Origin of the sequence: Acinetobacter sp. FDAARGOS_558 (assembly GCF_003937785.1) — a bacterium.
In the GTDB taxonomy this organism is placed as follows: Bacteria; Pseudomonadota; Gammaproteobacteria; order Pseudomonadales; family Moraxellaceae; genus Acinetobacter; species Acinetobacter baumannii.
The window spans coordinates 3654887-3670576 of sequence record NZ_RKJH01000001.1 but is presented as its reverse complement, the minus strand read 5'-3'; the positions used below and the strand labels follow the sequence as shown (position 1 = coordinate 3670576).

General features: G+C 39.1%; 14 protein-coding genes. 8 read left to right on the top strand and 6 right to left on the bottom strand.

The genetic code is table 11. From position 1 onward, the window contains the following. Positions 1-292 precede the first annotated feature (292 nt). The 4 genes from EGT34_RS17715 to EGT34_RS17700 form a co-directional block, all read right to left on the bottom strand. Positions 293-520, bottom strand: coding sequence for a hypothetical protein (locus EGT34_RS17715; RefSeq protein WP_000608974.1), 228 nt, complete (start codon positions 518-520; stop codon positions 293-295). A gap of 368 nt (positions 521-888) precedes the next feature. Beyond that, positions 889-2439: a flavin-containing monooxygenase gene (locus EGT34_RS17710; protein ID WP_000256764.1), complete on the bottom strand. Its 1551-nt coding sequence runs from the start codon at positions 2437-2439 to the stop codon at positions 889-891. 23 nt (positions 2440-2462) lie between these two features. Next, entirely contained in the window at positions 2463-3293 is an 831-nt protein-coding gene (locus EGT34_RS17705; RefSeq protein ID WP_000599994.1) for an SDR family NAD(P)-dependent oxidoreductase, read from the bottom strand. Between the two features lie 65 nt (positions 3294-3358). Further along, positions 3359-4321: a metal-dependent hydrolase gene (locus EGT34_RS17700; protein ID WP_000226456.1), complete on the bottom strand. Its 963-nt coding sequence runs from the start codon at positions 4319-4321 to the stop codon at positions 3359-3361. 511 nt (positions 4322-4832) lie between these two features. Between EGT34_RS17700 and EGT34_RS17695 the strand changes: the two genes are divergently transcribed. Then, positions 4833-5555 (top strand): pirin family protein, encoded by a 723-nt coding sequence (locus tag EGT34_RS17695; protein WP_000459996.1) that lies wholly within the window; start codon positions 4833-4835, stop codon positions 5553-5555. Positions 5556-5619: 64 nt separating this feature from the next. Here EGT34_RS17695 and EGT34_RS17690 read toward each other — a convergent pair whose 3' ends face one another. Beyond that, complete coding sequence (locus tag EGT34_RS17690) at positions 5620-6243, bottom strand: TetR/AcrR family transcriptional regulator (protein WP_000107496.1); 624 nt, start codon at positions 6241-6243, stop codon at positions 5620-5622. Between the two features lie 524 nt (positions 6244-6767). Here EGT34_RS17690 and EGT34_RS17685 point away from each other — a divergent pair. The 4 genes from EGT34_RS17685 to EGT34_RS17670 all read left to right on the top strand — a co-directional run bounded on the left by EGT34_RS17685 (position 6768) and on the right by EGT34_RS17670 (position 11157). Then, on the top strand, positions 6768-7727 hold the full coding sequence (locus tag EGT34_RS17685) for a metal-dependent hydrolase (protein ID WP_000626177.1): 960 nt from the start codon (positions 6768-6770) through the stop codon (positions 7725-7727). Positions 7728-7789: 62 nt separating this feature from the next. Then, the gene (locus tag EGT34_RS17680) at positions 7790-8623 is read left to right on the top strand and encodes an SDR family NAD(P)-dependent oxidoreductase (protein WP_000600028.1); all 834 of its coding nucleotides are present in this window, start codon (positions 7790-7792) and stop codon (positions 8621-8623) included. 23 nt (positions 8624-8646) lie between these two features. Then, positions 8647-10170 carry a flavin-containing monooxygenase gene (locus EGT34_RS17675; protein WP_000126747.1) on the top strand — a complete coding sequence of 508 codons (1524 nt, stop codon included), beginning with the start codon at positions 8647-8649 and terminating at the stop codon, positions 10168-10170. A 111-nt stretch (positions 10171-10281) separates the two neighbouring features. Further along, on the top strand, positions 10282-11157 hold the full coding sequence (locus EGT34_RS17670) for a class I SAM-dependent methyltransferase (RefSeq protein ID WP_000658004.1): 876 nt from the start codon (positions 10282-10284) through the stop codon (positions 11155-11157). Positions 11158-11168: 11 nt separating this feature from the next. Here EGT34_RS17670 and EGT34_RS17665 read toward each other — a convergent pair whose 3' ends face one another. Next, positions 11169-12182 (bottom strand): AraC family transcriptional regulator, encoded by a 1014-nt coding sequence (locus EGT34_RS17665; protein ID WP_024437419.1) that lies wholly within the window; start codon positions 12180-12182, stop codon positions 11169-11171. A 136-nt stretch (positions 12183-12318) separates the two neighbouring features. Here EGT34_RS17665 and EGT34_RS17660 point away from each other — a divergent pair, with 136 nt between their 5' ends. From EGT34_RS17660 to EGT34_RS17650, 3 genes are all read left to right on the top strand, one after another. Continuing rightward, the gene (locus EGT34_RS17660) at positions 12319-13806 is read left to right on the top strand and encodes a flavin-containing monooxygenase (RefSeq protein ID WP_000483425.1); all 1488 of its coding nucleotides are present in this window, start codon (positions 12319-12321) and stop codon (positions 13804-13806) included. 44 nt (positions 13807-13850) lie between these two features. Then, on the top strand, positions 13851-14705 hold the full coding sequence (locus EGT34_RS17655) for an SDR family NAD(P)-dependent oxidoreductase (protein ID WP_000834590.1): 855 nt from the start codon (positions 13851-13853) through the stop codon (positions 14703-14705). A 72-nt stretch (positions 14706-14777) separates the two neighbouring features. Continuing rightward, on the top strand, positions 14778-15671 hold the full coding sequence (locus EGT34_RS17650) for an alpha/beta hydrolase (RefSeq protein WP_000811588.1): 894 nt from the start codon (positions 14778-14780) through the stop codon (positions 15669-15671). The last annotated feature ends 19 nt before the right edge of the window (positions 15672-15690 follow it).

Here is a 15690-nt window from a genome sequence, read left to right as displayed (position 1 = left end):
GAATATGTACTTCTATGTAGGTATCTGAGCAATCTTGTTTTTCTGTTCAGATCTCTAGACAAAAATCTTAAATAGACGAAGCAACAAATATGCCACTCATTTGATTTCTGCTGTTATACACAGAAAATAGCCACAGCCCCTCTTGAAACACAAAAAAGCTGCATAACCCCTATGCAGCTTTTTTACTATACGTTCAATAAGTTTAACAGATTCAACAGCAACATGATCAAAATTTATGAAAAGATATGATCAATGGCACACTTTTTAAAGCAAATCACAATCGCCACTGTGCTTAGAAAAAAACTTTTTTATCACTGATATATTTTTGCAAATTATATGAAGCTAAATTGCTATGACTAACACGGTTAGGATTACGTTCGATGGTCTGTAAATTTTTTTCAGCTTCTTGAATGATCCTCATGAGCTCTTGATGTCTTTTATTTTGGGTATCTAAATATGCCCAATACCCTAATACAAATACAATACTCACGCATAACACTATTAATACTTTATTGATCATTATTATTATCTCTATGTTTTTAATGTTAATGATCTTAACAAAAAAAAATAAGGTTGTGAATACTTTCACATTTATTTACAATAATTATCAACTACACAAGTTATTGATATAAAAATGTTTTCCACTATACAATTTAAAAAATTGATTAAAAAGAAAACTTTTCACTTAAAAATTCATTTTTAAAAATAGCTATATTATTTTAAATGAAAATTATATAGACTGCTTGGCCCATTTTTATTTTGAAGTATATTTAAATTTATCGTTTACTTTAACTTCATTATATTATTTATTGAATTTTCATATATTTCTTTCATTATTTAATAGTAAAAAGCCCACCTTCCTCAATAAAGTGGGCTTTTATAAATTAATTAACCTGCGACTTCTTCAACTTTAGGTTTTACTTTTACAAGATCAGCTTCATAGATGACATCGTATTCTTCTAAATTTAAATGATGTAAACGCTGTCTAAGCTTTTTCAATGACCATGGCCATGCTGCAAAGTTGCGACCATTTGCATCAAGGTAATAACTCTTACAACCACCACTATTGAATACTGTGGTTTGTAAATGCTTTTGTACAAGCTCATTATGCTTTTTAATTATTTCTGATTTTACAGAAAGTTTAGCAATACCTTTCGCTTTCATTTGCAATAAACCATCTACAATATATTGCAGTTGGGCTTCAGCAAGACCAATGAATGAGTCGTAAACCAAGACATTTGGCCCTAGCATAAGAAATGCGTTCGGCACATTTTCAATGTTGGTTCCTAGGTAAGCTTCCGGTGAGGAGTCTTTCCAGAGTTCTGCCAGACATTCCCCTTTTTCGTTATGTACCCGTTTACCAATGGGTGGATGAGACACTTCAAAACCTGTACCCCAAATAATCACATCTACTTCGTGACGTTCACCGTTAGCTGCAACCACGGTGTTGCCTTCCACTTTAACTAAGCCATGTGGAATAAGTGTGGTATTCGGTGCTTGTAATGCTGGATAATAGTTATTGGCAAATAAAATACGTTTACAACCAATATCAAAGTTAGGTGTGACGTTTTTACGTAAAACCGGATCTTTAATTTGTAACTTTAACAATTGTTTCGCAGCAAAATTGACAGGCTTTAAAGCTTTTGGGTTGCGTAAACCAAAATTGATGACATTTAAGGCACCTGCTACAGTCTGGCGCCAAGAGGCCTGTATTTTTGGGTATTTGGCAATAATTGATTTACTTAACTCACCCAAATCCGTATCTGGTTTTGGCAGCACCCAAGGGGCTGTACGTTGGAATACAAACAGTTCTTTGGCTTTAGGTTGAATTTGGGGCACAAACTGGATGGCAGATGCACCAGTACCAATCACCGCAATACGTTTTCCAGTAAGGTCATAGTCATGGTTCCATTTCGCTGAATGGAACATTTCACCTGTAAAGGTATCTAGACCTTCAAGACGTGGAATCTGGGCTTCAGTAATTGGACCTGTAGCAAATAGAACTGTTTTAGCAATATATAAACCAGAGCTTGTCTCTAGTTTCCAGACATTTTTTACATTGTCCCATTCCGCTTTTAATAGTTCGGTATTGAATTCAATTAAGGACTCAATATCGAACTCACGGCTTACATTTTCTAAATAACTTAAAATTTCCGGCTGGCGTGCAAATAAATGGCTCCATTTTGCACTTGGGGCAAACGAGTAAGAGTACAGAGCCGAAGGTACATCACAACCACAGCCCGGATAGGTATTTTCACGCCAAGTACCACCAACGCGGCTTGCTTTTTCAATAATTTTAAAATTAGTTAAGCCTGCTTCATTTAGCTTAATTGCAGCAGCAAGACCAGAAATACCCGCACCGACAATAAAAGTGTCATAAATATGTGCAACTTCTTGGGTTTTACGGGTGCGTGTATTTGTTCTAGGTTTAGTGACCATAATTTTTCTGCCTATACAAAATTTTATTTAAATAACTGATACGAAAGCCCAAGGAACTTTGCATATAGCGTTGGAGATGTCCTTTTCATAAGCCAGAATAATTTGGCGTCGATCTGTGGCGTGGTGTAGAGCTGCCCACGATCTAATCGATTCAATGTTAAAGCCGCAACTGCATCACTGGTTGTCATGGCATAGTTCATGAGTGCATGGTCTGCAAGCTTGGAATAACGCCCCGGAATACGACCATTTTTAATGATATTGGTTGGCACCAAAGTCGGGCAAAGTACATTGACTTTAATATTGAATTTGCGAAGCTCGGCTGAAAGGGTTTCTGATAATGCCAAAACACCCGCTTTCGTTACATTGTAGACACTCATTTCTGGTGCTGCGGTATAAGATGCGGCAGAAGCCACATTAATGATTGCACCGTAATCTAGTTTTTTGAACTTTGGCACAAATGCATGACAACCATGAATAACACCCCACAGGTTTACATGCATACACCATTTCCAGTCTTCTAAGCTCATTTCATCAAATTTGCCACCTAGCCCTACGCCAGCATTATTAATAATGAGAGTTACCGGATGATCAAGTAACTGCTCTGCTTGATCAGCCAAAGTCTGTACTTGTTCTGCTTGCCCAACATCGCACTGTACAGCAAATGCTTTTTGTCCCAACTGTTCAATTAACTTTACGGTTTCTTCAGCAGCTTCTAAATTAATATCTGCGCAGACTACGCTGCCACCACGTTTTGCCAGTTCAACTGCAAAGCTTCGTCCAATCCCACTGCCTGCCCCAGTTACGACCGCATATGCGTTTCGGCTCGGCTGGTCTTTCTTACCAAATAAAATCATAGTAAATCCTAAAAAATTTTAGGGAGACGGCAGTAATTGTCATATTACTGCCATGACCAATAGGCTTATGAAACTGCACGAACTGGTGGTGTGAATTCCTTCACAAAGTAAGGCGCAATTGCACCGCCCTCGTTAAGTAATTTCTTTTTGTAGTACTCCAGATATTCGGTCGTGTCATGATCATTTGGATGGAAGTCTGGACGTAAGTAATCAAAAATCTGACCAATGGTGCTACCAAATACGCCATCTTTTGGACTAAAAATTAAGTTGACGCCACGACGTGCATCTTTCCAGAATTTTCTGGTCAACAGTTCTTTTGGCTTACGCAGTAGAGGTACAAATAAAGTTGCTGTTGGAATAAGCCCTAAAATAGTAATGAAAGCCATTAAAAAGCCCGTTGCCCGTAACGGATAATTACCGTTTAAAACCTGATAGACGTCATAAGCAATATCTTTATGCTCAGATTCTTCAAGCATATGCCACATCCATAAGGCACGACTTTTGGCATCGTCGGTATAATAGAAATTCTTTTCATGCTTCATCATGTATTCGGCAAGTACCGCCGTAAAATGTTCAATACCTGCCATGAGTGAAAGCTTTAATGGCTGCGGGAATTTTAAGAACACATATTTAAAGAAGTTCTCACCCAAGAAACGATAAAAATCGACCGGATATTCCAGCTCTTTAATTGCATCATTGAACTCATTATGCAATTTTGAATGGATAGCTTCTTGACCAATCAGCGATGTAACACGCTGTTTTAAAATCGGATCTTGAATAAATTCACGGTGGTGACGAGCTGTTTCAATCACCAGATCTTCACCATAGGTCAAAAAAACCGAAAGCGTTGCAAAGAACAAAGTTGCAAACTGGTTGTTGACGTAAAACTCGATATCAATTTCTTTACCATCAAATCCGATATTTAAATGGCGAATTGGGATAGTTCCTTTATTTGAGAAATCTATCTTTTGATACTGAGCTATAACTGATTTAGGAGAAATAATATTTCGGATAGCTTGAGCGACCATTTTCGACACCCTATAAAATTTGTTAAATACAAGGCAGCGTCAAATCAAACAGCTAAAGTTGTCTTTAGATTATTTCTTGCAATCTTTAACTGCTCTCGAACAAAAATTTGCTCGAATACCTCTGCCTTGTCATGTTTTATGAACTTAAGCGTTGTTAAGTTCACCAAATCAGGTTAAATAGTGCGCTTGCTATAACACTCGAACAAGGACAAAAAAAGCCAATCCATTTTGAAACTTTTTGCCAACTCAAATATTTTTCGATTATTTTAAATTATTTATATAAACTACTATTATTCATTATGATTTAAATAAAATACATTTGTCCTAAAATGATAAAAACATGGCTTAAAAAGATAACACACGAAATATTCTGCCTATTTCTATACATGCCTTAGTTCTATATTTGAGCGTTCCAAAAATCACACCAAGCTTTCTGTTTTTAGAGCTTTATTGCACAAATGAAAACGATAAACTGCATTCAGAGAAAAAAATTGGATGAGGAGAATAAATCATGTTTGATATGCGTTTATCTCATGAGCGTGGTGCAGCACATCATGGCTGGTTACAGTCGAAACACACGTTTTCATTTGCAAATTATTGGGATCCGAAACAAGTTGGTTTTTCAGATTTACTTGTAATTAATGACGATACAGTTGCTCCATCAAAAGGCTTTGGTACCCACCCTCACCGTAACATGGAAATTATTTCTTATGTGCTTGAAGGTGCGTTAGAACATAAAGATTCAATGGGTACAGGTTCGGTTATTGTGCCTGGTGATATTCAGTTAATGAGCGCAGGCCGTGGGGTTGCACATAGTGAATTTAATCACTCTGCTCAAGAAAACGTGCACTTCTTGCAAATTTGGGTAGTTCCAAATGAAGTGAACACAACACCGGGCTATCAACAATTGCATATTTCCGAGGAAGACAAACGCGGCAAATTGCACTTGATGATTTCACCAAAAGGTGGCGAAAAAACTTTATCCATCAAACAAGATATTAATATTTATTCAGGTCTTTTTGATGGTGAGGAAACAGCAGAGTTTGCAATTCCTGAAGGTCGTTATGTTTACCTACATGTGGCAAAAGGCCGTATTGAGGTAAACGGTAAAACCTTTAATACCGGTGATGCTGCGCGTATTCGCGATGGAGGCAAGTTATCATTTACCAATGGTGACAATGCTGAAATTCTAATTTTTGATATGCGTCCGGAAGAAATTCCAACCATGCCATAAACAATAAAAACACCTGCGTAGAAATATACGCAGGTGTTTTTTATCACATTTGAAAATCTAAAAATTATGATTGATCTTCTGAGCGTGCCATTTCGGTATTGATATAACTCATAATCATAGTGGTTAGCCCCTGCACCATTTCATCAAAACTAATAAATGGGTTGGGTAAAATAAGATGCCTTGCAACGTTAAAAATACCGCTATTAATACAAATATAGGTAATTACAGGTAAGTTATTAATTTTTAAATATTTAGGATTATGCATCATATACTTCATGATGACTTCCATTAAAGCCTGTTCAATTTTTGGAATATATTTATCATATTGCAACTCACCTGCATAACGTAAAACGGTTAAATAACGGTCATTATTTTTCTTTAATAAATCACTGAACGTATAAAAAATCATTTCAATAACAGGTTCTAACTCCAACTCTAAAATTGTAGGAGTTAGCTCTTTAATCATGTCTAAAATTTCACTCACAAAGTAGTGATTCATCGCATCATAGATTTCTTCTTTGTTTTTAAAATACTCATAGAGTGACCCCACACTCACCCCTGCAATTTCTGCAATATGACGTGTAGTGGTACCACTTGGTCCATGCAATGCTACAGCAATAAAACCTGCTTCAATAATGGTATCGACAGTGACTTTGGCTCGTGCCTGACGGGGCTTTCGCGTAGACATATTTTCTTATAAATAATCCGAACATAAGCTCAGATTAGCATGTAATTTAGCCCTACCCTACTAAAAAAACAAAATCCGAATAGTTGTCAACTTTCATGAAATATTTCTTTTAAAACTACAATGAAACACAGTTATAAGTTCTTTTATGTTTGAGTATTTCTTTTTAATTACATTAAAATATTTAAATAAAAATCAATATATTAATAAATTTTAAACTAATTTTTTATTTTATAAAAACATGAAACTTTGGATTTAGAAACTTGAAAAGTTACCCGAATTGAATCCGAACATAAACTCAGATTAACATGAAAAAATCTAAAAAGAGGTTGAGCCGTTTTACTGAACTTCCCTCTTTTTCCCGTTATTCAGTCAAATAATCACACAAATAACGGAGCAACATCACCGTAGTCAGTAAGCAGAGAAAACTGCTTTTTGAAAATGGAATTTACAGTGCCCTGTTGCAAATCAAAGCTTTTGGTTTTCGACGTAGCCGCACTATCACTGATTGATCTGAAGGTGTCACCATGATCTCGACCACAGTTAAAAAATCACTAAACAAAATTAAATTTTACCGTGAAATCGAGTTACCGGATTTTGCCAGTAAAAAATCCATCCCAATCCGTCATTTAAATATCGGATTTGAAGGTAAAGAGATTGATGTTGAATTCTATATGAACAATCAATTTGCCACGATGTTTTTTGCTACGCTTTCAGTATTTCTGACTTATGGTGAAGATCTGGTGATTGAAACAGCTCGTCATCACCGTGAATTTATTCAAGACCCAGTTTTAAAACAGCGTGTTACTTCATTGATTGGACAAGAGGCGATTCACTCTAAACTGCACAATGAATATAACGATGCACTTAAAGATGTTGAATACCCTGTCGATTTATACCGTTTCTTGGGCGAAAACTTCTTTAAATATGTGTTTTTGAAATTCCCGCAACCGCTTAAATTATCGATGATGGCTGGTATTGAGCATTTTACTGCGGTACTTGCCGAATACATGATGAAGCACGAAAAGAATTTCTACTATTCAGATGATGCAAAAAGCCGTGCTTTATGGATGTGGCATATGCTTGAAGAATCTGAGCATAAAGATATTGCCTATGATGTATATCAATTACTCAATGGTAGCTACCCACTACGAGCTTCTGGCTTCTTCTTAGCTTTCTTTACTATTTTAGGTTTAATCCCAGCAACTACCTTGTTTATTCCGGTTTTAAGAAAACCACAGGAAATGTTGACTAGAAAATTCTGGAAAGACGCGCGCCGTGGTGTAGGGCTTATTTTTGGTCCAAAAGATGGTGTATTCGGTAGCACCATTGGCCAGATTTTTGATTACTTACGTCCTGACTTCCACCCAAATGATCATGACACGACCGAATATTTAGAGTACTACAAAGACAAATTACTCAAAGAAGGTGGCGCGATTGCACCTTACTTTGTGAAGGAATTTACCCCACCTGTACGCTTGTCATAACTGGCTTGCAACCAGCCATTACTTAATGGCTGGTTTTCCTTAAATCTATTTCGGGATGAATCATGATTTTATTTGGCAAAAAGAAAGTTAAACCAAGCCAAAAAGCTTATGCCGTCGTGACGGGTGCAGGCAGTGGAATTGGACGAAGTTTTGCAGTTGAACTGGCAAAACGTGGCGGCAGCGTAGTCTGCGCAGATATTAATTTAGAAGCTGCTGAAGAAACTGTAACGCTGCTTGAACAACAGGGTGCAAAAGCATTTGCAATGCATTGTGACGTAGGTAATCCTGAACATGTCACAAATTTGGCTGAAACTGCTGAAATTTTACTTAGTCATCCTGTCACCCTTGTCATTAATAATGCGGGTGTAGGTTTAGGCGGTAAGTTTGACGAACTCAGCCTAGAAGACTGGAACTGGGTCATGAATATTAACCTGTGGGGTGTTATTCATGGTTGTCATGCATTTGTGCCAAAGTTCAAAAAACTAGGTTACGGCGCAATTATTAATGTAGCTTCTGCGGCATCTTATACCGCAGCACCAGAAATGACGGCTTATAACGTAACGAAAGCGGGTGTTCGTGCGTTGTCTGAAACACTTTCGGCTGAGCTTCGCAAATTCAACATTAAAGTGAATGTGCTCTGCCCGACCTTGGTGCCTACCAATATCATTAAAAATGGTCGTATTCCGGGCCGTTATTCAAAACTTGCAGACCATGCGCTCATGAACTACGCACTCACCACAAGTGATGATGTAGCCAAACTCACACTTAACCGTCTTGATCAGGATGAGCTTTATACCATTCCTCAAATCGATGCGAAGTTGTTCTGGCTGATGAAACGTGCATCACCAAGTTTGTATACCAAGTTTCTTGGTACCTCTTACAAATTATTTAAATAAGAAATTTTATAGGTAGTACCCATATGACTGCTCAAATGAAAACAAATGCATCAGCAAAAAAAGCTGTCAATTCACCTAACCATATTTACGATACCTTTATTGTCGGTGCTGGAATTTCCGGTATCGCCGCAGCGATTCGTCTCGACCAAGTTGGCTATACCAACTATAAAATTATTGAAAAAGCAGGACGTGTAGGTGGCACTTGGCGTGAAAACACCTATCCGGGCTGTGGCTGCGATGTACCGTCGGCTTTGTATTCTTATTCGTTTGCGCCTAGTGCAAAATGGAGTCACTTATTTGCGCGTCAGCCGGAAATCTTAAGTTATTTAGAAGATGTAAGTAATGAGTTTAATATCACGTCTAAAATTGAGTTTAACAACGAACTACTCAATGCTGCTTGGGATGAATCACGCCATTTGTGGGTACTTGATACAACTACTGGTCAATATCTATCTCGAACTGTTATTTTTGCAACAGGCCCAATTACCGAAGCCCAGATTCCACGTCTTGAAGGTCTAGATACCTTTACTGGTGAAATGTTCCATTCAGCGAAATGGAATCATGACTACGACCTTACTGGAAAACGCATTGCCGTGATTGGTACTGGTGCATCTGCCATCCAGTTTGTGCCCCAAATTCAACCTAAAGCCAAAGAGCTATTTGTGTTCCAACGTACAGCCCCTTGGGTACTGCCAAAACCGGATACGGATTTGGGTGAGTTTAGTAAATCAATTATTGCCAAATATCCAGCGATTCAGGCAAGTTGGCGTAAAAGTGTAGCGCTAACCCTCAATGCGATTAATTTTGGTTTACGTAACCCACTTGCGCTAAAACCAGTAAATGTACTCGGCAAGCAATTACTTAAACTTCAAATTGCAGACCCTGAGTTACGTAAAAACGTAACGCCTAATTTTGATATTGGCTGTAAACGTATTTTGTTTGCTAACAATTACTACCCTGCACTACAAGCACCAAATACCACGCTTATTCCACATGGCCTGGTTAAAGTCGAAGGCAATACGGTGATTGCAGCTAATGGCGAACGCCATGAAGTTGACGTGATTATTTGGGGTACAGGTTTTGAAGTATCTCACCCACCAATCGGCAAACGTGTGTTTAATGAAAAAGGCCAACGTTTAAATGATTTGTGGAAAAATAGTTCACCGGAAGCTTACTTAGGAACCAACATTGAAAATGTACCAAATGCATTCTTAGTGTTGGGACCAAACGTACTGGTTTATGACTCATTTATTGGTTTGGCAGAAGCACAGCTCGACTATATTGTAGATGGCTTGTTAAAAATTAAAAACAAAGGAATTAGCAAGTTAAATGTTAAGGCTGATGTAATTAAAAAGCACAACGACTTGGTGCAAAAGCATCTTCAAACCACTGTATTCAATAGTGGTGGCTGTAAGAGTTATTACCTTGATGCTAACGGTCGCAACTTTGCAGCATGGCCGTGGTCATTGAAAAAGCTTAAACAACGTTTGAAAAAACTAGATTTGAAGGATTATGAAGTTACATATCAAATGTCAAAGACACATTAATTTGTAAATTTGACCAAATCAGTTGTAAGGAATGGGCAGTGTATTTTAGATTTTCATGAAATACACTGCCTTCTTCATTCAATCTTCAAGAAATAAAAGAACAGGTTAAAGATGAAAGAAGGTCAATCAAGCCGTACTGCCGAAGCCGCTGCTGCTTTACGTGCGAATCACTTTAAAAATACGACAAATCCTGTATTTTCAGACCCCTATGCTTTTGAAATGACCAGTAAAGGTTGGAAAAAGCTTTTATCTACACCACTCATTGTTAAATTAATGAATTCACCCATTTTAAACCGTACCTTAGGTTTATTGAGTGGACAGGTTGTCGGCCGATCACGTTATGCCGAGGACTTACTTAACCAAGCTGTTCAACACAATATTGAGCAATATGTTTTGGTTGGAGCGGGTTTAGACTCTTTTGTACTCCGAAAATCACAGCATTATCCAACTTTAAAAATTTTTGAGGTCGACCATCCTGATACTCAGGCTGCCAAACAATCTAAACTCAAAAAATTAGGCGAACTCCCCTCTACTGTTGAATTTGTTTCTATTAACTTTGAGAAAGAATCTATCTCTGAGGCGCTTGCCCGAAGTCGCTATATACGAAAAGCTCCGGCTTTCTTTTCTTGGCTGGGCACCACTCATTATTTAAAACCAGACACTACGCTACAAACTTTAAAAAGTATTGCTGAGTTTGCTGCAAACGGTAGCGAAGTGGTACTCGACTATTCAACCGACTTTCAGGAGCTAAACGGTATTGAGCGACTTGGAAGTATGGGGGTTGCACAGTTTACCCATTTACTGAAAGAACCTTTATTAGGTCAATTTAAACCTTCAGATTTACATCAGGCAGTTGAAAAAATGGGTTTTGAAGTAGTCGAAGACTTGTCTGGTGAAGCTATTACTGAACGTTATTTTTATAACCGTGCCGACAATATACGCCATACATCGGCAACACGTTTGCTACATTTGCGTTTAAAGAAATAAAGATACTTTGACTATTGGCTATTTAACCGCATGGCATGAGGTGTTTTCCCATGCCATCTTTTATAAGCATGAATAAAACTGGCAGGTTCGGCATAACCTAACCACTCGGCAATTTGCTCAACAGAAGCTTTTGGTAATGCCAAATATTGCTCTGCCAAAACCTGTCTAACCTCTTCACGAATCTGGATAAAAGTCATTCCTTCCGATGCCAAGTGACGGCGCAGGGTTCTTGTATTTAAATGTAGTCGATCAGCCACTATATCCATAGATGGCATTTCCCCACGCATACTCATCAGTTGCTGTTGCACTAAGGTTGTAAATTTATTTTGTGATTGGCGCTTTTCTAATATTTGACGACATTGTTCTTCTGCAGTGTGCAGAACCAACTCATTCGCCATGAGTAATTTTTGATCCACTTTTTGCGGATCAAGAATTACAAAACTTTTAGCTGCGCCAAATTCTGGCATGACCCCAAATAAATTCCGATAAGGCTCGGCATCACCTTTGGGTTGGAAAGAAAAAGCCAAATATTGGCAAAAATTGTCCTGCACCAAATCTCGCTGTACCGTAATGAGTGCAGCGGCATCGCGTTCAATAATGAATTGACGCACTGAAGATGGGATATCTTGCTCATCAATTTCGATACGGATTCCTTGCGGTGTATCCGACACATCAAAGCGGGTAAAAGCAAAGGTCAAAGTAAAATAGGTTAAAGCCAAATCCAGTGCTTCACGAATGCTCGCACTACTCATCAGAGCCATGCCTAATGGCCCAAATGTGGTGAAATGATAGCGTGTCCCCACCTCTAAGCCTAATGTCGGTCTGTCTCCTAGTTGCTCAACCAAGTTATGAATCAACTGTAATTCCTGATGGCCTGTCACCACCATATTAGGGTCAAGTAATTGTTGTTGGCTAAGCCCAGTCCCTTGCAAAATTGTCTGATAAGAGATGCCTGATTCCATCGCGAAATCAGCCATTAACCGAACACTATGTACACTGCGTTCAAATGCCCATGCATACTTCACTGTATCGCTCAGAATGTCCTCGAATCACAATATTTTGTCCTCATCCATCCTCTAAATCAAGTTAATAAACGTCTATTCTGCATACAGGAAATTGCGATTTTTTCGCTCACTGTTTTTAAGGATTTTAGAGCAGCCTATGTTTAATTCGTCGTCTAATTCAAATAAAAATGTACGCATCGCCATTATTGGCACTGGCTTTGGTGGTCTAGGACTTGCCATTCGTCTCAAACAAGCAGGTTTTGAACAATTTACTCTATTTGAAAAAGCTGCCGATGTAGGTGGTGTCTGGCGTGACAACACTTACCCGGGCGCTGCATGTGATGTGCCGTCACATCTTTATTCTTTTTCTTTTGAACAGGAACTTGGTTGGAAAAATCGCTACGGGACATCTCAAGAGATTTATCAATATTTACGTCACTGTGCCGATAAATATGACCTTCGCCCGCACATCAAATTTAACACTGAAATAGCCAGCGCCGAATTTGATGCACTGCAAGGTGTATGGCACATTCAAAGTACAACTGGTGAACAGTTTGAAGCTGAATTTTTAGTGGGTGCGGTAGGCCAACTCAACCGCCCAGCCTATCCAAAACTTAAAGGCATTGAAAACTTCAAAGGTAAGGCATTTCACTCAGCGCGTTGGGACCATGACTATGACTTAACTGGTAAACGTGTTGCAGTCATTGGCACAGGCGCAAGCGCGATTCAGTTTGTACCTGAAATTGCAAAACAAGTGGCTCACCTAGACGTTTATCAACGCTCAGCGCCCTATGTTATTCCAAAACTGGATCGGGTTTACCAACCTTTAGAGAAAAAAGCTTTCCGTAAACTGCCGATCTTACAAAGTCTAGACCGTGCCTTGCAATATGGTCATCATGAAATTCGCCTACTTGCCTTTACAACTTCACTCAATGAAATGCCTTTGGTGGAATACATATTCCAGCGCCACATTCGAAAAGTTGTTAAAGATGGGAAGTTACGCCATCGTTTAATGCCGGACTATCCAATTGGTTGTAAACGTATTTTAATCTCTAACCACTGGTATGAAACGCTGACCCAACCTCATGTTGATGTGATTAATACCGGCATTCAAGAAATTACCGAACATGGCATTTTAGACACGGAAGGAAAGCTGCGTGAAGTTGATGCCATTATTTACGGTACAGGTTTTACGGCGACTGAATTTATGGCGCCAATGCAAATTACTGGACTTGATGGGCGTACATTAAAAGACACATGGAAAGATGGTGCTGAGGCTTATTTAGGCCTAACAGTAAACGGATTCCCTAACTTCTTTATGTTGTATGGACCAAATACCAACCTTGGTCACAACTCAATCGTCTATATGATTGAAAGTCAGGTGAATTATATTTTAGATGCACTGCGCACTACTTTGAAAAATAATCTGCTGTTCACCAACATTCGTGCCGAAATTCAACACGAGTTTAATCAAAATATTCAGGAAAAAATGAAAAAAACGGTGTGGGCACAAGGCTGTACCAGTTGGTATCAAACTGCTGATGGCAAAAATACCAATAACTGGCCAGGTTTTACCCTTGAATATCGCCAACGCACTCGTCGCTTTGACATTGAAAACTACACTCAGGTGTCGGCTATTTCTTAAATACGCTTCGCCATAGGAAATGAGAAAAATAAACGGAGAATTTTATGAAGTCTTTTAAAAATAAAGTCGCAGCTGTGACAGGTGCGGGTTCAGGTATTGGACAAGCAATTGCAATCGCCCTCGCCAAACAAGGTTGCCATCTGGCACTTTCTGATATTAGTGAAGCCGGGTTAGCCAAAACAGTCGAGCTTTTGGCACCTTATTCTGTCAAAGTCACCACTCAAAAAGTTGATGTAGCTAAGCGTGATGAAGTTGCCACTTGGGCAAAGGCAGTGGTAGATGAGCATGGCCAAGTTAACCTGATTTTTAATAATGCTGGTGTCGCAATAGGGAGTACGGCTGAAGGTGTGAGCTACGAAGATCTTGAATGGCTCATTGGTATTAATTTTTGGGGCGTGGTTTATGGTACCAAAGAGTTTTTGCCTTACTTAAAGCAAAGTGGTGATGGGCATATTATTAATATTTCCAGTATGTTTGGCTTAACAGCTCAACCGACCCAAAGTGCTTATAACGCAAGTAAATTTGCCGTTCGTGGTTTTACTGAATCCTTGCGCCAAGAACTTGATATGCAAAATGCTGGTGTGAGCGCGACTTGTGTGCATCCGGGTGGTATTCGCACCAATATTGCCAAAGCTGCACGTATGAATAATAGTGTCCAGTCTTTAGGAATGGACCCGCTAAAAAGCCAAGATGCTTTCGATAAATTACTTCGCACCCCTGCTGATGATGCAGCTCAACAAATTTTGGAAGCTGTTCGTAAGGACCGTCGCCGTTTACTTATTGGAGCCGATGCAAAAGCCGTTGATGTAATTCAGCGTATTCTGCCGCAAGGTTACCAAAAGATCTTTGCAGCCGCGACCGCTTGGCAAACTCGCCTACTCAACAAATCAGCAAAATAAAAATAGTGGTCAGCATGCTCTTAATCTTAAGAGATGCTGACTAATCTCACATGCTTAGTATGAGTCCTTATTATGAAGCAGCTTCTTGCATGGACCATCCGTACCACACTACGTCCAGCTTTATCCCCTAAAACACCACTAAGGCTACAACGTTTTTGTAGTGATGCAGCCAGCGCTATTGTGCTTGGGCCTCGTGGTTATCAAACAAAAAAGCAAATAATTGCTCAAGTTCCTACACTTCATATTCTGCCTAAGACCATTAAGTCAGGTCTCGGTATTTTGTATTTACATGGTGGTGGCTATGTCGTGGGCAGTAGCAAAAGCCACGCTAAACTTGCCGCTCAGATCGGACATGTAGCTCAAGCACAAGTCTGGTTACCTGAATATCGTCTGGCCCCAGAACACCCAAGCCCTGCTGCTATTGAAGATATCGTTGCTGTCTATAAAGCTTTACTTGCTTACGGACAAGACCCTAAAAAACTTGTAATTGCGGGTGACTCCGCAGGCGGCGGGCTGAGCTTAAGCACCGTAATTGCTTTACGAGATGCGGGTTTACCTTTACCAGCGGCTTTAGTTTTACTTTCGCCTTGGGTTGACTTAAGTCTTTCAGGAAACACAATAAAAACTCATGCTGCTCAAGATGCAATGCTCTCCGAAGGCTGGTTAGCTTGGTGTGCAAAAAACTATTGCGGCCAAAAATCAGCAACCGATCCAACCTGTTCTCCACTCTATGCTGACTTAACCGGATTACCGCCGGTTCTGATCCATGTCGGTACCGAAGAAGTCTTATTAGACGATGCAAAACGACTTGCTGAACAGACTGAAAAATACGGCATTCCGACGAACTTAAGGGTTTATGATCAAGTCGGACATGTTTTTCAATTTCATGCAGGTATACTAAAGGAATCTAATGACTCCATTGAGCGCATTAGGCAATTCATTGATAAACATACAGAGTCAATATAAAAAATATCATTAGACAGGA

Bases quoted from the DNA above. Each gene is read 5' to 3' on its own strand.
- EGT34_RS17670 (WP_000658004.1), top strand. From the start codon at position 10,282: ATGAAAGAAGGTCAATCAAGCCGTACTGCCGAAGCCGCTGCTGCTTTA.
- EGT34_RS17710 (WP_000256764.1), bottom strand. From the start codon at position 2,439: ATGGTCACTAAACCTAGAACAAATACACGCACCCGTAAAACCCAAGAA.
- EGT34_RS17660 (WP_000483425.1), top strand. From the start codon at position 12,319: ATGTTTAATTCGTCGTCTAATTCAAATAAAAATGTACGCATCGCCATT.
- EGT34_RS17650 (WP_000811588.1), top strand. From the start codon at position 14,778: ATGAAGCAGCTTCTTGCATGGACCATCCGTACCACACTACGTCCAGCT.
- EGT34_RS17690 (WP_000107496.1), bottom strand. From the start codon at position 6,243: ATGTCTACGCGAAAGCCCCGTCAGGCACGAGCCAAAGTCACTGTCGAT.
- EGT34_RS17655 (WP_000834590.1), top strand. From the start codon at position 13,851: ATGAAGTCTTTTAAAAATAAAGTCGCAGCTGTGACAGGTGCGGGTTCA.
- EGT34_RS17675 (WP_000126747.1), top strand. From the start codon at position 8,647: ATGACTGCTCAAATGAAAACAAATGCATCAGCAAAAAAAGCTGTCAAT.
- EGT34_RS17695 (WP_000459996.1), top strand. From the start codon at position 4,833: ATGTTTGATATGCGTTTATCTCATGAGCGTGGTGCAGCACATCATGGC.
- EGT34_RS17715 (WP_000608974.1), bottom strand. From the start codon at position 520: ATGATCAATAAAGTATTAATAGTGTTATGCGTGAGTATTGTATTTGTA.
- EGT34_RS17685 (WP_000626177.1), top strand. From the start codon at position 6,768: ATGATCTCGACCACAGTTAAAAAATCACTAAACAAAATTAAATTTTAC.
- EGT34_RS17700 (WP_000226456.1), bottom strand. From the start codon at position 4,321: ATGGTCGCTCAAGCTATCCGAAATATTATTTCTCCTAAATCAGTTATA.
- EGT34_RS17680 (WP_000600028.1), top strand. From the start codon at position 7,790: ATGATTTTATTTGGCAAAAAGAAAGTTAAACCAAGCCAAAAAGCTTAT.
- EGT34_RS17705 (WP_000599994.1), bottom strand. From the start codon at position 3,293: ATGATTTTATTTGGTAAGAAAGACCAGCCGAGCCGAAACGCATATGCG.